The following is a 17,814-nucleotide window of genomic DNA, read 5'->3' as shown; positions in this document are numbered from 1 at the left end:
CCGCATCGGCCCGATCGTCCAAGCAGCACTCGTCCTCACCCACCACGAACACCACGGACGCTACTGAGAAAACCTCAATGTGGCGTTGGGTGCGTCCAACGCACCCAATGTGGCATTCGGTGCGTCAGACGCACCGAACGCCACATTGGGGCGTTTGCCGGTGGGTCAGCAGGCCGGGAGCCAATCCGGATTCGAAGCCAGGACCGTCAGCTGCTGCGTCGCCCGCGTCAGGGCCACGTACAGGACGCGGCGTCCCGTTGTCGACTCCGTCACCAGGTCCAGCGGCTCCACCAGCACCACCGCGTCGTACTCCAGGCCCTTCGAATCCAGGCTGCCCACGACCTTCAGCCGCTCGTCGCCCTGATCCGACAGCCAGTCCGCGACCTCCGGCACCCGGTCCATCGCCGTGATGACCCCGACCGTGCCCTCCACCGCGCCCAGCAGTTCCTTCACCGCCGCCTGCGTCGCGGACGCCAGGCCCGCCGCCTCGACCGGGCGGACCTCCGGCACCACCCCGGTCTTCCGGACCGCCACCGGCAGCTCGCCCGCCTCCGCGTGCCCGGCCACCACCTTCGCCGCCAGGTCGAAGATCTCCGCCGAGTTCCGGTAGTTCGTCCGCAACGTGAACCGCCGCCGCGTCGTCTTCACCCCGAACGCCTGGTCACGGGCCTGTGCCGCCTCCGCCGGATCCGGCCACGAACTCTGCACCGGATCCCCGACCACCGTCCAGCTCGCGTACTTCCCGCGCCGCCCGACCATCCGCCACTGCATCGGCGACAGGTCCTGCGACTCGTCGACGACCACGTGCGAGTACTCGTCGTAGTGCTCCGGCCGCGTCGGGGCCCCGCCGGAGCGCTCCGGCTGCACCTCGATCACCTGACGCCGCTTGCGCTTCGGCGGCGGCCCGGTCAGCACCCGCAGCTCGTCCAGCAACGCGACGTCCGCGATCGACCAGCCCCGCGACCGGTCCGCGAAGTCCGCGGCCAGCATCGAGATCTCGTGCCGGCTCAGCACCCCCTTCGCCACCGACGCCAGCCGCTTCTCGTCGCCCAGCCACTTCAGGATCTGCGCCGGGTACAGCACCGGCCACCACACCACCAGGAACCGGTGGAAGTCGATCCGTTCGCCCAGATCGGTGATCAGCTCCGCCCGGTCGAACTGCTTGCCGTCCTCCTTGGCGTATTCGTCGGCCTTCGCCGCCAGCGCGTCCAGCAGCAGCTCCGCCGCCCGGATCCGCGACCGGTTCGGCGGCGCGCCCTGCGTGTGGGCCTTGCGGCGCACCTTCTCCAGGTCCCGCGCCGACAGCTTCAGCACCTCGCCGCGGTAGACGATCCGGAACTCCTCCGGCGCGCCCGGCGGCGTGTCCCGCAGCGCCCGCAGCAGCACCTTCCGCATCCGCAGCGACCCCTTGACCGCCGCCAGCGGGGCCGCGTCCTGCCGCGTCGCCTCCAGGCCGTCGAGGACTTCGCCGAGCGCGCGCAGCTCCACGTTCGTCTCGCCCATGGAGGGCAGGACGCGGGAGATGTAGCTGGTGAAGACGCCGGACGGCCCGATGACCAGCACCCCGGCCCCGCCGAGCTGGCGCCGGTGCCGGTACAGCAGGTAGGCCGCGCGGTGCAGCGCGACGGCGGTCTTGCCGGTGCCCGGCCCGCCGGTGATCTCGGTGACCCCGCGCCACGGCGCCCGGATCACCTCGTCCTGCTCCTTCTGGATGGTCGCGACGATGTCGCGCATCTTCTCGCCGCGCGAGCGCCCCAGCGCGGCCATCAGCGCGCCTTCGCCGACGATCTGCATGTCCTCGGGCACGGCGTCGGCGATCAGCACGTCGTCGTCGACGTCCAGCACGTTCTGGCCCGAGCAGCGGATCACGCGCCGCCGGACCACGTCCATCGGCTCCTCGGCCGTCGCCTGGTAGAACGCCGCCGCGGCCGGCGCGCGCCAGTCCGTGACGAGGTTGTCGAACTCGGCGTCGCGGATGCCGAGCCTGCCGACGTAGACGCGCTCTTCGTCGAGGTGGTCGAGCCTGCCGAAGACGAGCCCCTCGTACTCGGCGTCGAGCGACTGCAGCGTCTGGTTGGCGTGGTAGACCATCATGTCCCGCTCGAACAGCATCGACGCCTGTTCGAAGATCGCCTCGCGTTGCGCGCCCTGGCCGATCTCGTAGCCCTTCGTGCGCATCGCCTCGGCTTGGACCCGCAGTTCGTCCAGACGGGTGTACACACGATCGACGTGGGCTTGTTCGATGGCGATCTCGGCCCGTCTGACCCGAGGTTCCGACACGCATGGCTCCTTGACAGCTTCTGGATCGCCTCCGAGGGCGAAGAACGACTCTACGCGTTGGGGTCGGCGGGGACATCAATGTCCCGGTTCTGAGTGCCGTGCGTCATCCCCGCACAATCGGGGGGTGACCAGGATCGTGGCCGGGACGGCGGGCGGGCGGCGGCTGAAGGTGCCGCCGAAGGGCACCCGGCCGACTTCGGAACGCGTGCGGGAAGCCCTGTTCAACGCCCTGGAGACGGCGGGGGAGCTGGATGGCGCCCACGTGCTCGACCTCTACGCCGGGTCCGGCGCCCTCGGCCTCGAAGCCCTGTCCCGCGGCGCCGCGGACGCCCTGTTCGTGGAGTCCGACCGGCGCGCCGTGGACGTCCTGCGCGCCAACGTGGCGACGCTCGGGCTGGGCGGCACGGTCCGCGCCGGCCAGGTCGAGGCGGTGGTCGCCGCGCCCGCGCCCCGGCCGTTCGACCTGGTGCTGGCCGATCCGCCGTACGCCGTGGACGCCGCCGCGCTCGGCCGGATGCTCGCGTCGCTGGCCGCGGGCGGCTGGCTCGGCGGGAGCGCGCTGGTCGTCGTCGAACGCGCCGCGCGCGACGGCGAGCCGGACTGGCCGGCCGGCTTCGAGCCGTCGCGCGCGAAGAAGTACGGCGACACGGCGATCTTCTGGGCCGAATACGCGCCTGTGGCGTGAGCCACGCGGCGGCGACCGGGTCCGGCACGGTAGCGTCCGCGCCATGCGGCGTGCGGTCTGTCCCGGTTCCTACGATCCGGCCACCAACGGGCACCTCGACATCATCGAGCGGGCGAGCCGCCTGTTCGACGAGGTCGTCGTCGCGGTGGGGGTGAACAAGAGCAAGAAGGGTCTCTTCGAGGTCGAGGAGCGCCTGGAGATGCTGCGCGAGATCACCGCGTCGCTGCCGAACATCCGGGTCGATTCGTGGGAGGGCCTGCTGGTCGACTACTGCCGCGACAACGGCATCGCGGCGATCGCCAAGGGCCTGCGCTCGGTCAGCGACTTCGACTACGAGCTGCAGATGGCGCAGATGAACCGCGAGCTCACCGCCGTCGAGACGCTGCTGATGGCGAACAACCCGGCGTACGGGTTCGTGTCCAGCTCGCTGGTCAAGGAGGTCGCGGCCCTCGGCGGCGACATCCAGCACCTGGTGCCGCCGATCGTCTACGAGCGGCTGTCGGCGAAGTTCCCGAAGCTCGGGCGCTGAGGGCGTCACTCCAAACAGGACGGCGCTGACCAGCACGTCCGGTTCCCGCCCTTCGGCCCCCTCCGTTCGTCGGGACTTGCCCGCGCCGGTGCGGGAGTTCACGTTCTCGTCTTCTGACGATCATTCCGTCGGGTTACGGTCCGAAAATGACCAACTACCGATCACGCTTGATCGCGGTCCTCTTCGCGCTCCTCGCCACGCTGTTCGCCGGGGTCACCGCCGCCGAAGCGGTGACGAACTCACCGGCCGTCGCCGAGCAGAACTCCTGCGGGAACCTCGCCGGGTTCTCCCACACGACGCTCTCGGCGCTCCCGGCCGAAGCGACGACCACCTACAACCTGATCCAGAAGGGCGGGCCCTTCCCCTACCCACAGAACGACGGCGTCGTCTTCGACAACCGGGAAGGCATCCTCCCGGCCTGCGCTTCGGGCTACTACCACGAGTACACGGTGCCCACGCCGGGTTCGAGCACCCGCGGCACGCGCCGCATCGTGACCGGCAGCGGCGGCGAGTACTTCTACACCGGCGACCACTACGCCACCTTCAAGGTCATCGACATCGGCGGCGGTTCGACGCACGCCTGTGGCGACCTGTCGGGCCTGGCGAAGATCGGCTACTCCCAGCTCTCGTCGGCCGCGAAGACGGTGGTGAACAACGTCCGCAACGGCGCGTCGACCGGGACGACCTACGAGAACCGCGAAGGCGTGCTCCCGGCCTGCGCGTCCGGCTACTACCAGCTCTTCGCCGTCGGCACGAACGACCGCGTGATCTCCGGCAAGGCCGGCGAGCTGGCCTACACGCCCGACCACTACGTCACCTTCAAGCGGATCGACCTGAATTCCTGACTCCGTGCAACGCGCCGCGTCCCCTCGTCCGTGAGGTACACCGGAAGACGGACGAGGAGGCGCGATGCGGGCTGCGGACGACGCGGACTTCCGGGAGTTCGCCAGGGCACGCGCCCTGGCACTGAGACGGACGGCGTACCTGCTGTGCGGCGACTGGCACCTCGCCGAGGACCTCGTCCAGAACGCCCTGGTGAAGCTGTACCGGGTCTGGCCGAAGATCACCCGGCGCGGGCCCGTCGACAACTACGCCCGGCGGGTCCTGCTGCGCTGCTGGCTCGACGAGTCCCGGCGGCCGTGGCGGCGTCGCGAACGCCGTGACGGCGTCGTGCCGGACCAGCCCGCTTCCGCGCCCGACACCGGGATTTCCGGCCCGCTCCTGCGTGCCCTCGCCGAAGTGCCGCCGAAGCAGCGCGCCGCCGTCGTCCTCCGCTACTGCGCCGACCTGCCGGCGGCGGAGGTCGCGGAGGTGCTGCGCTGCTCGGAGGGAACCGTCCGGAGCCAGGCCGCTCGCGGGCTCGAGACCCTCCGGGGCGTGCTCGAGCACAGCGCCGAGAGGAGCGCGTGATGACCGACCTCGAAACCCGCCTGCGTGACGTGGAGGTCGCGGAACCGCCGCTCGGCTTCGACCCCGACGAGGTCGCCGACCGGGCCGCGCGGCACACCCGGAAACGGTGGGCGGGAATCGCCGTCACCGTCGTCGCGGCCGCATCCGTGGTGGCCGCGGTCCTCTTCGGACCGGGGCCTGCCCCGGCGCGGCCCGCGGCGCCGCTCCTGCCGCCGTCGCCCGCCGAACAGGCGCGGATCAACCAGGCGTTCAACGACGCCCTCGTCCGGATCGTGCCCGGGCGGCAGAGCCTGACCGTGGGCCAGTCGTACTCCGACGCCCTCACCCCGGACCGGATGAGCACGTCGGCCCAGCTCGTCGACGCGGCCGGACGGCGGGGCTCGCTGCAACTGACGGTCCGCGGCGCACGGACCGCCCAGCAGGTCGTGCCGCCTGACCAAGCCTGCGCCGAGCCCATCGGGTCGCTGTACTGCACCCGCCTCTCGCTGCCCGGCGGCCTGGTGCTGAGGATCTCCTGGCTGGGTTCCGAGACCGGCCCGGGAGTCATCGTGCAGTGGGTCGCCCAGGGGTTCCTGTATCGCCCGGATGGCTCGACCGTGACGATCAGCGGCTATCCGGGGCTGTCGCTGACCGAGGAACAGTTCGTGCGGCTGATCACCGATCCGGCTTTCGTGTTGCGGTAGCGGCTTCGGCGCCGGGCGTGGCCGAGGGGGACACGCCCGGCGCCGGTGGCGTTCACCGCTTCGGCGCCGGATGCGGGCAGACTGGTCCCAGCGACAGGGGATTGGAGTTGCCGTGTACCGGGTTTTCGAGGCGCTCGACGAGCTCGTCACCATCGTCGAGGAGGCGCGTGGTGTCCCGATGACGGCCAGTTGCGTGGTGCCCCGGGGGGACATGCTCGAACTCCTCGACGACGTCCGCGACGCGCTGCCGGCCGAGATCGACGACGCCCAGGACGTGCTCGACAAGCGCGACGACCTGATCCACGCCGCCCGCAAGGAAGCGGGCGAGACGGTCGCCGGCGCGAACGCCGAGGCCGAGCGCTCGATCGCCGAGGCCACCGACGAAGCCGAGCGCATCCTGGCCGACGCCCGGGCCCGCGCGGAGCAGATGCTCGCCGACGCCCACGCCCAGGCCGACCGCACGGTCGCGGCGGGCCAGGCCGAGTACCAGAACCTCACGGACCGTTCGCGCGCCGAATCCGAGCGCATGATCCAGGCCGGCCGCGACGCGTACGAGCGTGCCATCGAGGACGGCCGCGTCGAGCAGGCCCGCATGGTCGCGCAGACCGAGGTGGTCCAGGCGGCCCACGCGGAGTCGGCCCGCATCGTCGACGAGGCCCACGCGGAGGCCGACCGCCAGCGCGCGGACTGCGACGCGTACGTCGACGGCAAGCTGGCGGAGTTCTCGGAGCTGCTGGCGACGACGCTGCGAACGGTGGACTCGGGCCGCAACCACTTGCGCAGCCCGGCGAACCTCCCGAGCTCCGGCGGCCGTCCGACGCTATACGACTACCAGGTGTGACGAGGATCTCGGCCCTGCTTGCCTTTCCGCGGGGCGGAGTTGCCCACAGCCCGGCGGTGTTGGGGACAACTCGGGCCAGGCACGCGAGTTTCCCGGCTTTCGCCGGCTGCCCCCGATACGCTGGACAGGGGACGCCCCCCAAGGCCGGGTAGTTAAGGATTCCTCTGCCGCGCAAGCGGTCAACGGAACGGCCGTGAATGGCCCATTGAGGGACTCTATGTCCCTCAATGCGACATTCACGGCTGTGGGCGAGCACCTGAAACCGGGCCAATCGGGCCAATCGGGCAGCTTGACAGCTCGCTGCCGCAGCTGACTGCCCGGCCTTGGTCATTCGCGACACCAGGCCGAGTGGTGAGGCCGCCCGGATGCGGCGGAAAGCGACTTTGCCGGAACCCTGCCCGGGGCCGCCCACCGCCACGAGGGCACCAGCGCAAAAGGGGTGGCGACCCATGCGTACTCTGGACTGGATGTCCGAGAACAAGACCCCCCAGCTCGACGACCGCAGCCCCTGGGTGATCGACACCCGTGAGCTCGGCCGTCACGCCGGCCTCAGCCGCGCCGTCAAGCGCAGCGTGCCGGTGGAGACGCCCCTCGGCGTCCCCGATGTGATCACCATCGACGCCGGCTCCGAGCTCGCGCTCGACCTGCTGCTCGAGTCCGTCGTCGAAGGAGTGCTGGTCAGCGGGACCGCGAAGGCGACCGCCCACGGCGCCTGCGCGCGCTGCCTCGACCCATTGACCGAGGAGGTCGAGGTCGAGGTCCAGGAGCTGTTCGCCTACCCGGGGTCCGTCACCGAGGAAACCACCGACGAGGACGAGATCCCCCGGCTGATCGACGACCGGATCGACCTCGAGCCGATCGTCCGCGACGCCGTCGTGCTGGCCCTGCCGCTGGCGCCGCTGTGCACCGAGGACTGCGCGGGGCTGTGCATCGAGTGCGGGGTCAAGTGGGCCGATCTCGAGCCCGGACACGGGCATGAGAAGATAGACCCTCGGTGGGCAGCACTCGTGGAGCGATTCGACGAGAACGCGGGCGAAAAGCCTGCGCCGGGCCCCGCTGAGCAAGCCTGACGAGCGCCAGCTCGTTCCGGAGGAAAGTTCGCTCGCACCGCGAGCAGACCGTCATAAGGAGATCTACTCGTGGCCGTCCCGAAGCGGAAGATGTCGCGATCCAACACGCGCTCCCGCCGCAGCCAGTGGAAGGCGGCTCCGGTGCAGCTGGTGCCCTGCTCCAACCGCGCCTGCAAGCAGCCGAAGCTTCAGCACATCGCGTGCCCGTCGTGCGGCCAGCACAACGGCCGCCAGGTCGTCGAGCCCGCCTGATCGGCTAGCCGATATGGGGGGCAAGACGCCCAGGGGACCCGCAGCCGATCCGGCACCGTTGCTCGAAGCGCTCGGGGTCAGCCTCGACCCCGAGCTGCTCCGGCTTTCGCTGACCCACCGTTCGTACGCGTACGAAAACGGGGGGCTGCCGCCGAACGAGCGGCTGGAGTTCCTCGGTGATGCCGTGCTCAGCCTCGTCGTCACCGATCACCTGTACAACACGCATCCCGACCTGCCCGAAGGTCAGCTCGCGAAGCTCCGCGCCAGCGTCGTCAACATGCACGCACTGGCGCGGGTGGCGCGCGGGCTCGGCGACGGCGGGCTCGGGGCACACTTGTTGCTGGGCAAGGGCGAAGAGCTCACTGGCGGCCGGGACAAGGCGAGCATCCTCGCCGACGGGCTGGAGGCGGTGATCGGTGCCGCGTACATCGCGCACGGCATCGAGATCGCGCGCAAGCTCGTGCACCACCTCTTCGACGGTCTGCTCGCCGAAGCGCCGCTGCGCGGTGCCGGGCTCGACTGGAAGACGAGCCTGCAGGAGCTGACCGCGTCGTCCGGTCTCGGCGTGCCCGAGTACCGGGTCGAGGACACCGGGCCGGACCACCGCAAGGAGTTCACGGCCACGGTCCTCATCGCGGGCCGTCCGCTCGGCCACGGCACCGGGTCGACGAAGAAGGAAGCGGAGCAGAAGGCCGCCGAGACGGCTTGGCGTTCGCTGTCGGCCGAACTCGAGGACCAGAAGAAGGCCGACGCGGACGCCTGAAACTCGCGTCCTGCTCACCGGGAACCTCTGTTGACGGTTCCGCTCGCCTCTCAGTAGCGTCGTGGCTGTCCGCCGCCGCTCATGAAGCTACTGGGAGGCAAGCGGATGCGTCGTTTTTCCGTCACCCTGATGGCCGCCGCGCTCGCCGCCGCCGTCGTGTCCGGTCCGCCGGCCGCGGCCGCGCAGGTCGTGCGCGTGACTTCACTGCCGGCGCTGCAGTCCGCGCTGGACAAGGCGAACCCGGGCGACACGATCTCCCTGGCGGACGGTTCGTACGCGGCGGGCTCGACGCTCTCGATCAAGCGATCCGGCACCGCCTCGGCACCCGTCACGGTCACCGCCGAACACGTCGGCAAGGCCACCATCACCGGGTCGAAGACGTTCTCCTTCGGCAGCGGCGTCTCGTACGTCGTGGTGCGGGGCTTCAAGTTCCGCAACGGCGCGTCCCTGAGCGTCCCCGCCGGCGCGTCGCACAACCGCCTGTCCCGCAACGACTTCCAGCTCACCGGCGACGGCAACTGGGTCACGGTGAACGGCGACGACACCGAGGTCGACCGCAACGTCTTCCAGAACCGCACCACCCAGGGCGTGTTCCTGCAGATCCTCGGGCCGTCCGACGCCATGGCGAAACGCGTCCACGTGCACCACAACTACTTCTCCAACCACCAGTTCTCCGGCTCGAACGGCGGCGAATCGATCCGGCTCGGGCTGAGCAACCACCAGTCGTACGCGGCCAACGCGGTGCTGGAGTACAACCTCTTCGAAAAGGCCGACGGCGACAGCGAAGCGATCTCCGTGAAGTCGTCCGACAACGTCGTGCGCTACAACACCATCCGCGACAGCAGGGGCTACATCGTGCTGCGCCACGGCAACCGCAGCGTCGTCGAGGGCAACCTGCTGTTCGGCTCCGGCATCCGGTTCCACGGCAACGACCACAAGATCGTCAACAACTACGTCGCCAACTCCGGCGGCCGCGCCATCGTGTTCGGGTCCGGCGACGAGGCCGACAGCGGCCCCACCAGCAAGCTCCACGACCGTCCCGACCGCGACACCGTCGCGTACAACACGGTGATCGGCTCCAGCGGCGTCATCGACGGCGACGGCGGCGACTTCAAGCCCAAGGACTGCGTGGTCGCGGACAACATCGTCAAGGGAACGTCCGGCACGCTCGTCACGCTGCCGGGCGGCTCGACGGTGAAGTACGAAGGCAACATCACCTTCGGCGGGACGGCCGGGATCCCGGCCAGGTCGGTCGATCCGAAGCTGGTCAAGGACGCGAACGGCCTGTACCGGCTGGCTTCGGGCAGCCCGGCGATCAATGCCGGCGCCGGGTCGTACCCGTACGCGGCGAAGGACTTCGACCTGGAGGCTCGCACGGGCGCGTTCGACGTCGGCGCCGACGAGTACTTCGCCTCGGGCGCGACCCGGGGCCCGCTGACGAAGGCCGACGTCGGGCCCACCGCGCCGTAGCGGCGTCACTGCGCCTTTCAAAAGCGCTTTTCACGAAGTGCCTTTTCGAGAAGTGTCGTACCCGGCGGGCACAATGACCGTATGCCCGAACTCCCCGAGGTCGAAGTCGTCCGCCTGGGCCTGCAGGCGCACGTCGCGGGCCGGACCATCCGCGAGGCGGAGGTCCTGCACCCGCGCGCCATCCGCCGGCACGCGCTGGGCGCGGAGGACTTCACGCAGCGGCTCGCCGGCACCCGCGTCGAGGCGGCGCGGCGCCGCGGCAAGTACCTGTGGCTCGAACTGTCCGACAAGGAGGCGCTGCTCGCCCACCTCGGCATGAGCGGGCAGATGCTCGTCCAGCCGGAGGGCGCGCCGGACGAGAAGCACCTGCGGGTGCGGCTGCGCTTCGACGACGACGGGCCGGAGCTGCGCTTCGTCGACCAGCGGACGTTCGGCGGCTTGGCGCTCGACGACCTCCACGACATCGGCGGCGCCGACGTGCTGCTGCCGGACACGATCGCGCACATCGCGCGTGACCCGATGGACCCGGAGTTCGACCTCGACGCGGCCGTGCGCGCGCTGCGGTCCCGGCGCACCGAGGTCAAGCGGGCCCTGCTCGACCAGACGCTCGTTTCCGGCATCGGCAACATCTACGCGGACGAAGCCCTGTGGCGCGCGAAGCTGCACTGGGCCCGGCCGACCGAAAAGCTCACGCTCGCGAAGGGCCGTGAGCTGCTCTCCGCGGCGTCGGACGTGATGAACGCGGCGCTGGGCGCGGGAGGCACGTCCTTCGACGCGTTGTACGTCAACGTCAACGGGCAGTCCGGTTACTTCGACCGGTCCCTGGACGCGTACGGCCAGGAAGGCCTGCCGTGCCACCGGTGCGGCACGGCGATCCGGCGGGAGCCGTTCATGAACCGCTCGTCGTTCTCGTGTCCTCGTTGCCAGCCACGGCCGAGGGTGAACTCGCGTTGACAAAGGGTGTCTGTCTTTCAGCTAGGATGAATACGCCTGGCAGCTGAGGGAGCGCATCGTGGTCAAGGAGCCCGGAAAGTCGACGCTGGCCGACAAGATCGACCGGCTGTTCCACGTGGTCCGCAGGCCCGATCGGGAGCCGTACAGCAACGAAGAGGTCGCGAAGGCCTGCCGCGAGGCGACCGGCGAAAGCTTCTCGACGACCTACCTGTGGCAGCTGCGCACCGGCCGCCGGGACAATCCGACCAAACGCCATCTCGAAGCACTCGCGCAGTTCTTCGGCGTCCCTCCGGCATACTTCTTCGACGACGAGCAGAGCACGAAGATCGCCGAAGAACTGGCCCTGCTGGGTGCGCTGCGCGACGCCGGGGTCCGCGACCTGGCCCTGCGCGCGGTCACCCTGTCGGCCGACGGGCTCGACACGATCAGCGACATGATCGACGCGATCGCCCGGAGGGAGGCCGGTCGCGGCGGGGCGAAGAAGGAGGGTTGAGGTGGCGGCATCCGGGCGGCGCCGACCTGCCGGCAGCTCGCCACGGGGCGGGGAATCCGCGTCCCGGTGGTGTTCTGGCCGTTCGCGGTTTTCGGCCTGGCCCCGTATCCCCGAGGGTGCCGCCGCGTTGAACCGCCCGGGACCGTTCGGCCGCGGCGTGGTGAGGGAGTACTGAGTGGCGCGACCATCGTGGCGGCAGCGCCCGAGCCGCACGCTGTGGCAGCGGGCCCGTCAGGTCGCTGACGCTGTCAGCCTGCCGGAGCCGTTCGACGCCGAGGAGTTCGTCGCGAGCCTGGCCGCCGAGCGAGGGCGGCCGATCGAGCTCATGCCCGTCAGCGCCCCCGAAGGCGCGCCGTGCGGGCTGCTCATGAGCACCGAACGCGCGGACTACATCCTCTACCCGGCGAACACGACCGCGTTGCACCGGCGGCACATCCTGCTGCACGAGGTCGGCCACCTGCTGTGCGGGCACACCGGCCCCGACGCCGGTGCCGACGGGGTCGCGATCGACGCCGTGGCGGGACGGCAGCTGATGCCGAACCTCTCGCCCGAGCTGGTCCGGCGCGTCCTCGGTCGCACCACCTACACCGAGGTCGAGGAGCGGGAAGCCGAGCTCGTCGCGAGCCTGCTCGCGCAGCGCGTCGTGCGGCCCGAGGAGCCACGCGAACCCGCGCCCGGCGTCCCGGACGGCGTGCGGCGCTTCGACACGCTGTTCGGCGGCCGGTCCCGCCGTCGTCCGTCGTGATCGAGACCTTGGCCTACCACCTCTGCGTGGTGGGGTTCGCCGGGTTCGGGTACAAGCTGATCGAGGCCCGCCACAGCCAGCCGGCGCGCACGATGTGGCTGCTCGCCGGGTTCGGCATCTGCATCGCCACCGGCATCCTGGTGCTGACGCCGGCGATGGAGGCCCTGATCGGTCCTGGCCCGGTGTTCGAGTGGGTCGCGACCCTGGCCGGCGACGAACTGAAGCTGGGGGCGATCGGCTTCGCCGTCGCGTTCACGCAGTCGATGTGGCGGGGCGACCGTGCGCGCTTGGCGCCGCACGCGGCGGTCACCGGGGCGACGATGGTGCTGCTGGCGGTGTGTTTCGCGCTGTCCGAGCCGGAGCGCGTCGGCGACGAGACGGTGTACTCGCCCGGCACGCTGCCATTCGCCGTCGGCGACAAGATCGTGTTCCTGCTCTACAGCCTGATCAGCCTCGGCCTGCTGTTCGCGGTGTTCGTCCGCAGCGCGTGGCACGCGGAGCCGGGGCCGCTGCGCGCCGGGCTGTGGCTGCTGGTGGTCGGCGTGGGCTCGGCGGTCGCGTGGACGTTCTGGGACGTCGACGACGTCCGGCGCCTCGCGGAGACGGCGCGGATCGGCGCCCGCGAGGACCTGCCGTCTTCGGTGCTCGCCGCGGCGACCGTCGGCTTCGTCGCCGCCGGGGCGACGCTCAGCGCGTGGTCGCCCGCGATGTCGTCGGTGCTCGGGCGGGTTCGCGCGTACCGCGCCTACCGCCGCATCGAGCCGCTGTGGACGGCGTTGCGCGCGGCGGTGCCGGGCATCGCGCTCGACCCGGGCCGCGAGCTGGCGGGCGGCGCCGAGTTCGCGTTGTACCGCCGCGTCATCGAAATCCGCGACGGTCACCTCGCGCTGCGGGCCCACTTCGACCCGGACCTCCCGGCCCGCGCGGAGGCCGAAGCCCGCCGCGCGGGCGTCCGCGAAGCCGACATCGCGGCCACGGTGGAGGCGGTGACGCTGGCGGCGGCGATCGAGGCCGGCCGCGAGGGACGACGCTTCGAGCCGGGCGAAGCGACGCCGGACCCGCTCCCGGACGCGGACGTCGCGACGGAAGCGGCGTGGCTGGTCCGGGTGAGCCGGGCGTGGCGCCGCGCCGGGCTGGCCGAACGGGCCCGCGCGGCCGGCGGCGCCCCCGCGGAAACGCCGTGAGGGCACCTCACGGACTATGCGCCGTGTTGGCGCCCGTCACGGGTAGCGGGCGCCGTTCACCGTGACCCTGAGTGTGTAGAGCGAGCTCGACGCCGTGATGAACAGCTCGTTCCCGCGGGCGCCGCCGAAGGTGAAGTTCGAGCAGATCTCCGGGATGCGGAGCTTGCCGATCCGCGTGCCGTCCGGGGCGAAGCAGTGCAGGCCGTCGTGCGCGGCGGCCCAGACCCGGCCGTCGCTGTCGACGCGCACCCCGTCGAAACCGCCGTTGTCGCTCGTCGCGAAGATCTCGCCGCCGGTCAACGTGCCGTTCTCGCGGACCCCGAACACCCGGAGGTGGCTCGGATCCTGCCGGGTGTCGGCGATGTACAGCAGCGACTCGTCGGCGGAGAACGCGAGCCCGTTCGGCCGCGAAAAGTCGTCGGCGACGATCGTGACCGAGCCGTCCACCGGGTCGACGCGGTACACGTGGCACGCGCCGATCTCGCTCTCCGCGCGGTAACCCTCGTAGTCGCTGTCGATGCCGTAGCTCGGATCGGTGAACCAGATCGACCCGTCCGAGTGCTCGACGACGTCGTTGGGACTGTTGAGCCGCTTCCCGTCGAACTCCGAAGCCAGCACGGTGACCGAGCCGTCGTGCTCCGTGCGCGTCACCCGGCGGCGGCCCTGCTCGCAGCTGACGAGGCGGCCGCGGCGGTCGACCGTGTGCCCGTTCGCGTATCCCGACGGCTGCCGGAACACGCCGACGTGGCCGGTCGTCTCGTCCCAGCGCAGGGTGCGGTCGTTCGGGATGTCGCTGAACACCAGGTAGCGGCCGGCCGGGAAGTACGCCGGCCCCTCGGTCCAGCGGCAGCCGGTGTGCAGGCGCTGCGTCCACTCGTCGCCGTTGACGCGCCTGAAGCGCTCGTCGAGCACCTGGAAGTCCGTCTTGATCAGATCCATCTCTCACCCCGGTACTTGAACGACATTCTGTGTGCAGCATGGAATGCCAAACCTGATATGGTCAAGTCGTGGATGATGTGGATCGCATTTTGCTCTCCGAACTGCAACGTGACGCGACGCAGGCGTATGCGGCGCTCGGCAAGGCTGTCGGCCTGTCCGCGGGCGCGGCCCACGAGCGGGTGCGCAAGCTGCGCGAGCAGGACGTGATCCGGCGGACCACCGTGGACGTCGACCCGGCCGCGGTCGGCCGCGGGGTCGCGGCTTTCGTCCTCGTCGAGGCCAACGCCTGGATGGGCGACCAGCCGGTATGCGCGGCCCTCGAGGCGCTGCCCGAGGTGGTGGAGGCGCACGTCATCGCGGGGCCGGCGTCGTTGCTGGTCAAGGTGCGCACCGCGACGACCGAGGAGTTGCAGGCGTCGCTGCGCCGGCTGTTCGCGATCGACGGCGTCACCGGCACGCAGACGATCGTCGTCCTGGAGTCCTTCTTCGAACGCCCGGTGGACACCGGCGCCTGACCTGCGCCGCCCCGATCGGCCCTCCGCCGTGCACACTACTGCGCAATGCGTGGTACCTTTCCAAGCGTAGGACTGGAGGGTGTAGTGGAGATCAGTCAGCTGCTCAAGGGTGTGCTCGATCTCGCCGTCCTGGCGGTGCTCCGCGAGGAAGACGGCTACGGGTACGACGTCCTGCGAAGACTCAGGGCCGCCGGCCTGGACGAGGTGGGGGACGCGTCGGTGTACGGGACGTTGCGCAGGCTCTACAAGGCCGGCCTGCTCACCTCGTACGTGGTGCCCAGCGAAGAGGGGCCCCATCGCAAGTACTACAGCCTGAACGAGCCGGGCCGGCTCCGCCTGGCGGAGTCCGGCAAGACCTGGCAGAGCTTCGCATCGACGATGAACGTGCTTTTGGGAGAGGCAGCATGAGCGACAAGCCGACCGCCGTGCGGGTGTATCTGGCGCGGGTCCGCACCGCGCTCGCCGACCTGCCCGCGAGCGAAATCGAAGAGATCCTCGAGGACGTCCGCCCGCACCTGGCGGAACTGGAGGCCGAACTGGGGGAGGGCGCCCGCGTCGAGGCCCTGATCGAACGGCTCGGCACGCCGGAGAGCTACGCCGCCGAGCTGCGCGTGTCCGGCGGGTACCCGCAGCCGTCCGATGACGCTACGGACGCCACCCAGGTCCTCGCGACGGCGGCGAATCCCGGGCTGGGGAAACCGCGGATCGCGCTGTGGGGCTTGGTGTTCTGCGCCGTGGCGCTCGCGCTGCTCGCCTTCGGCGCGGTCGCCACCGGCGACCCCGACGCGCTCCTGGGGCTGCTGGTGTTCGCGCCGGTGTTCCTCGTCAGCCTGATGCTGCTGCTGCGCGGGGGTGTCGAGCCCGTACTGGCGCTGCCGGAAGTCGTGTGGCTGCGCACGGTCCTGGCCAAGGGGCGCGAACACGAGGACACCGGGAAGGTGCTGCGTTACCTCGGCTCGATGAAGCCGGCGTGGTGGGTGCTGTGCGCCCTGGTGCTGGTCGCGGCCGGGCTGCTGCTCGTGGTGCGGCACCGGAGCGCGGTGCTGCTGCTGCCGTTCCTGTTCGTCATGGGCGCCGCGGCCATCTGGGCCGGGCCGCGGGTGCGCGGCGACCGTCGGCTGCTGTGGGTGACCGTGCCGGTTTCGGCGTTCGTGATCGGCGGCGTGCTGGGCGGGTTCGGCGCCGCGGTCGACCTCCTCTCGAGCCGGTACTCCTACTCGGATGCGTCGGTGTACTCGTCGTCGTCCCCGGACCCGTACGGCAACGACCAGCTCACCTACGGCGGCCGCGAGGTCGAGAACGTCTACGCCTTCGACGCCGAGGGCAAGCCGCTGACGGAGGTCTACCTCTACGACGAAGAGGGCAGGCCGATCACGATGACCCGCTACGGCTGCGAGCGCTCCAGCGGCAGCAAGCAGAAGATCGGGGAGGACAACCGGTTCCCGCGACCGCGGATCGAGCAGGGCGTCACCGACGACCGCGGCAACTACAACGGCTACAACGGGTACCGCGCGGCCTGCCGCGAGGACGCGGGCGTGCCGTTCAGTGCCGCCATCCCGAAGGTGACGGCACCGACGGCGACGGCACCGCCGCCCAGCCCCACGCCCACGCCGACGTCTTCGTCCGCGCAGGCCTCGCCGCCGCCGACGAGGTAGGGGGGAACGGACGCCAGGAGCGGAGGTCGGGGCCGCTCCTGGCGTTCACCCGATCCGAACGCGCCCGAAACGTCCGGCGAACGTGGGCGTGCTGAGCTGGACGGGTGCCGGCACTCACGGAGATCGGGGCAGCCACCTTCGCCCCGCGCACGCGGATCGTCCACGGGTACGAGCGCGCCTACCGGATGGCCGGGCGCGGACCGGCCGTGCTCTTCCTGCACGGCATCGGCGACGACTCGTCGACCTGGCTGGACCTGCTGGCCGCGCTGGCGGGCGACTTCACGGTGATCGCGCCCGACCTGCTCGGCCACGGCTTCTCGGCCAAGCCACGCGCGGACTACTCGGTCGCCGCCTACGCGTGCGGCATGCGCGACCTGCTGACCGCGCTCGACGTCGACCGCGTGACGGTGGTCGGGCACTCGCTCGGCGGCGGCGTCGCGATGCAGTTCGCCTACCAGTTCCCGGAGCGCTGCGAACGGCTCGTCCTGGTCGGCTCGGGCGGGGTCGGGGCGAGCGTCCACCCGCTGCTGCGGCTGGCCGCGGCGCCGGGCGCGGGGCTGGTGCTGCCGCTGCTGGGGACGCGGCCCGCGGTGGCGGCGCTGCGCGGGTTCGCCGAGCTGCTGCGGATTTCCGAGGGGCTGGGGCTCGGGCCCGACATCGACTACGTGCTGACGCGGTACGTCCGGCTGGTCGAGCCGAGCACGCGGTCGGCGTTCCTGCGGACGCTGCGTTCGGTCGTCGACTGGCGCGGGCAGGTCGTCAACATGCTGGACCGGTGTTACCTGACCGAGGGCATCCCGACGCTGCTGGCGTGGGGCACGGAGGACAAGGTGGTGCCGAGCGGCCACGCGCTGCGCGCGCACCGGGCGATGCCGGGCAGCAAGCTGGTGCTGTTCGAGGGCGCGGGCCACTTCCCGCACCGCTCCGACCCGAAGCGGTTCCTGGAGATCCTGCGGGAGTTCCTGGCGGAAACCCCGCCGGCGCACTACGACCGGGCGCGGTGGGGCGAACTGCTGCGCGCGGGCCGTCCGCCCGAGCTGCCGGACCCGGCGGAGATCCCGGACGCGCCGACGGTCTCGTCGGGCACGTGACATGTGCCCGGCGGTTCGCCCGGAGCCAAGCGGTCCTCGGCGGTCTCGCCGAGGCCCGCGGGTCGCGCCGGACTTGAGCAGCCCCCGTTTTCACGCTACCGGCGGGCACCGACAGTTCGGGCCGGCGGCGGTCTCATGCGCCCCAATGTGGCGGGGGGGGGGGGGGGGGGCGGCGCGGCCCCGCCGGGGGGGGGGGGGGGCCCCCGCCCCCCCCCCGGGGGCGGGTGCGGGGGGGCCCCGGGCGGGGGGTGCCGG

Annotated in this window: 20 protein-coding genes; 18 read left to right on the top strand and 2 right to left on the bottom strand. The window is 71.2% G+C overall.

From position 1 onward, the window contains the following. Window positions 1-165: 165 nt before the first annotated feature. Window positions 166-2,280, bottom strand: coding sequence for an AAA family ATPase (locus tag AB0M82_RS45210; protein ID WP_364735889.1), 2,115 nt, complete (start codon window positions 2,278-2,280; stop codon window positions 166-168). Between the two features lie 124 nt (window positions 2,281-2,404). Here AB0M82_RS45210 and rsmD point away from each other — a divergent pair, with 124 nt between their 5' ends. The 14 genes from rsmD (at window position 2,405) to AB0M82_RS45140 (ending at window position 13,359) form a co-directional block, all read left to right on the top strand. Then, window positions 2,405-2,965, top strand: a complete 561-nt coding sequence (gene rsmD / locus AB0M82_RS45205; protein ID WP_364735887.1) for a 16S rRNA (guanine(966)-N(2))-methyltransferase RsmD — start codon at window positions 2,405-2,407, stop codon at window positions 2,963-2,965. Between the two features lie 43 nt (window positions 2,966-3,008). Further along, window positions 3,009-3,494, top strand: a complete 486-nt coding sequence (coaD, locus tag AB0M82_RS45200) for a pantetheine-phosphate adenylyltransferase (RefSeq protein ID WP_364735885.1) — start codon at window positions 3,009-3,011, stop codon at window positions 3,492-3,494. A 146-nt stretch (window positions 3,495-3,640) separates the two neighbouring features. After that, window positions 3,641-4,339: a ribonuclease domain-containing protein gene (locus AB0M82_RS45195; protein ID WP_364735883.1), complete on the top strand. Its 699-nt coding sequence runs from the start codon at window positions 3,641-3,643 to the stop codon at window positions 4,337-4,339. A 64-nt stretch (window positions 4,340-4,403) separates the two neighbouring features. After that, complete coding sequence (locus AB0M82_RS45190; protein ID WP_364735881.1) at window positions 4,404-4,904, top strand: SigE family RNA polymerase sigma factor; 501 nt, start codon at window positions 4,404-4,406, stop codon at window positions 4,902-4,904. Beyond that, a complete protein-coding gene (locus tag AB0M82_RS45185) occupies window positions 4,904-5,587 on the top strand; it encodes a hypothetical protein (RefSeq protein ID WP_364735879.1) in 684 nt (227 codons plus the stop codon). The genes AB0M82_RS45190 and AB0M82_RS45185 overlap by 1 nt, the downstream gene beginning before the upstream one ends. Before the next feature lie 112 nt (window positions 5,588-5,699). Beyond that, window positions 5,700-6,428 carry a DivIVA domain-containing protein gene (locus AB0M82_RS45180; protein WP_364735878.1) on the top strand — a complete coding sequence of 243 codons (729 nt, stop codon included), beginning with the start codon at window positions 5,700-5,702 and terminating at the stop codon, window positions 6,426-6,428. 467 nt (window positions 6,429-6,895) lie between these two features. Continuing rightward, window positions 6,896-7,498, top strand: a complete 603-nt coding sequence (locus AB0M82_RS45175; RefSeq protein ID WP_364735876.1) for a YceD family protein — start codon at window positions 6,896-6,898, stop codon at window positions 7,496-7,498. A gap of 69 nt (window positions 7,499-7,567) precedes the next feature. After that, window positions 7,568-7,750 carry a 50S ribosomal protein L32 gene (gene rpmF, locus AB0M82_RS45170; protein WP_013223689.1) on the top strand — a complete coding sequence of 61 codons (183 nt, stop codon included), beginning with the start codon at window positions 7,568-7,570 and terminating at the stop codon, window positions 7,748-7,750. 13 nt (window positions 7,751-7,763) lie between these two features. After that, window positions 7,764-8,513: a ribonuclease III gene (rnc, locus tag AB0M82_RS45165; RefSeq protein WP_364735874.1), complete on the top strand. Its 750-nt coding sequence runs from the start codon at window positions 7,764-7,766 to the stop codon at window positions 8,511-8,513. A 105-nt stretch (window positions 8,514-8,618) separates the two neighbouring features. Then, window positions 8,619-9,983: a polysaccharide lyase 6 family protein gene (locus AB0M82_RS45160; protein ID WP_364735872.1), complete on the top strand. Its 1,365-nt coding sequence runs from the start codon at window positions 8,619-8,621 to the stop codon at window positions 9,981-9,983. A gap of 81 nt (window positions 9,984-10,064) precedes the next feature. Then, complete coding sequence (gene mutM, locus AB0M82_RS45155; RefSeq protein WP_364735870.1) at window positions 10,065-10,937, top strand: bifunctional DNA-formamidopyrimidine glycosylase/DNA-(apurinic or apyrimidinic site) lyase; 873 nt, start codon at window positions 10,065-10,067, stop codon at window positions 10,935-10,937. A gap of 58 nt (window positions 10,938-10,995) precedes the next feature. Next, complete coding sequence (locus AB0M82_RS45150; RefSeq protein WP_364735869.1) at window positions 10,996-11,430, top strand: XRE family transcriptional regulator; 435 nt, start codon at window positions 10,996-10,998, stop codon at window positions 11,428-11,430. A gap of 175 nt (window positions 11,431-11,605) precedes the next feature. Next, a complete protein-coding gene (locus AB0M82_RS45145) occupies window positions 11,606-12,175 on the top strand; it encodes a hypothetical protein (RefSeq protein WP_364735867.1) in 570 nt (189 codons plus the stop codon). Beyond that, complete coding sequence (locus tag AB0M82_RS45140) at window positions 12,172-13,359, top strand: MAB_1171c family putative transporter (RefSeq protein WP_364735866.1); 1,188 nt, start codon at window positions 12,172-12,174, stop codon at window positions 13,357-13,359. The genes AB0M82_RS45145 and AB0M82_RS45140 overlap by 4 nt, the downstream gene beginning before the upstream one ends. A 36-nt stretch (window positions 13,360-13,395) precedes the next feature. On the opposite strand, the gene AB0M82_RS45135 is transcribed toward AB0M82_RS45140, so the two are convergent. Further along, on the bottom strand, window positions 13,396-14,298 hold the full coding sequence (locus AB0M82_RS45135) for an SMP-30/gluconolactonase/LRE family protein (RefSeq protein ID WP_364735865.1): 903 nt from the start codon (window positions 14,296-14,298) through the stop codon (window positions 13,396-13,398). A 68-nt stretch (window positions 14,299-14,366) separates the two neighbouring features. Between AB0M82_RS45135 and AB0M82_RS45130 the strand changes: the two genes are divergently transcribed. From AB0M82_RS45130 to AB0M82_RS45115, 4 genes are all read left to right on the top strand, one after another. Next, the gene (locus tag AB0M82_RS45130) at window positions 14,367-14,813 is read left to right on the top strand and encodes an Lrp/AsnC family transcriptional regulator (RefSeq protein WP_364735864.1); all 447 of its coding nucleotides are present in this window, start codon (window positions 14,367-14,369) and stop codon (window positions 14,811-14,813) included. A gap of 84 nt (window positions 14,814-14,897) precedes the next feature. Next, the gene (locus AB0M82_RS45125; RefSeq protein WP_364735862.1) at window positions 14,898-15,221 is read left to right on the top strand and encodes a PadR family transcriptional regulator; all 324 of its coding nucleotides are present in this window, start codon (window positions 14,898-14,900) and stop codon (window positions 15,219-15,221) included. Further along, window positions 15,218-16,468 carry a hypothetical protein gene (locus AB0M82_RS45120; RefSeq protein WP_364735860.1) on the top strand — a complete coding sequence of 417 codons (1,251 nt, stop codon included), beginning with the start codon at window positions 15,218-15,220 and terminating at the stop codon, window positions 16,466-16,468. Before AB0M82_RS45125 ends, AB0M82_RS45120 begins: the two co-directional genes overlap by 4 nt. Window positions 16,469-16,653: 185 nt before the next feature. Continuing rightward, complete coding sequence (locus AB0M82_RS45115; protein ID WP_364735891.1) at window positions 16,654-17,559, top strand: alpha/beta hydrolase; 906 nt, start codon at window positions 16,654-16,656, stop codon at window positions 17,557-17,559. Window positions 17,560-17,814 lie beyond the last annotated feature (255 nt).

The sequence above is a fragment of the Amycolatopsis sp. NPDC051128 genome (genome assembly GCF_040682715.1).
GTDB lineage: Bacteria > Actinomycetota > Actinomycetes > Mycobacteriales > Pseudonocardiaceae > Amycolatopsis.
The sequence above is the reverse complement of the archived record's forward strand: the minus strand, read 5'-3'. Positions and strand labels throughout refer to the sequence as shown.

What these genes read in the sequence shown, in the direction of transcription:
- coaD (WP_364735885.1), top strand. Translation starts at nt 3,009, where the DNA reads ATGCGGCGTGCGGTCTGTCCCGGTTCCTACGATCCGGCCACCAACGGG.
- AB0M82_RS45195 (WP_364735883.1), top strand. Translation starts at nt 3,641, where the DNA reads ATGACCAACTACCGATCACGCTTGATCGCGGTCCTCTTCGCGCTCCTC.
- AB0M82_RS45190 (WP_364735881.1), top strand. Translation starts at nt 4,404, where the DNA reads ATGCGGGCTGCGGACGACGCGGACTTCCGGGAGTTCGCCAGGGCACGC.
- AB0M82_RS45185 (WP_364735879.1), top strand. Translation starts at nt 4,904, where the DNA reads ATGACCGACCTCGAAACCCGCCTGCGTGACGTGGAGGTCGCGGAACCG.
- AB0M82_RS45175 (WP_364735876.1), top strand. Translation starts at nt 6,896, where the DNA reads ATGTCCGAGAACAAGACCCCCCAGCTCGACGACCGCAGCCCCTGGGTG.
- rnc (WP_364735874.1), top strand. Translation starts at nt 7,764, where the DNA reads ATGGGGGGCAAGACGCCCAGGGGACCCGCAGCCGATCCGGCACCGTTG.
- AB0M82_RS45160 (WP_364735872.1), top strand. Translation starts at nt 8,619, where the DNA reads ATGCGTCGTTTTTCCGTCACCCTGATGGCCGCCGCGCTCGCCGCCGCC.
- mutM (WP_364735870.1), top strand. Translation starts at nt 10,065, where the DNA reads ATGCCCGAACTCCCCGAGGTCGAAGTCGTCCGCCTGGGCCTGCAGGCG.
- AB0M82_RS45135 (WP_364735865.1), bottom strand. Translation starts at nt 14,298, where the DNA reads ATGGATCTGATCAAGACGGACTTCCAGGTGCTCGACGAGCGCTTCAGG.
- AB0M82_RS45120 (WP_364735860.1), top strand. Translation starts at nt 15,218, where the DNA reads ATGAGCGACAAGCCGACCGCCGTGCGGGTGTATCTGGCGCGGGTCCGC.
- AB0M82_RS45115 (WP_364735891.1), top strand. Translation starts at nt 16,654, where the DNA reads ATGGCCGGGCGCGGACCGGCCGTGCTCTTCCTGCACGGCATCGGCGAC.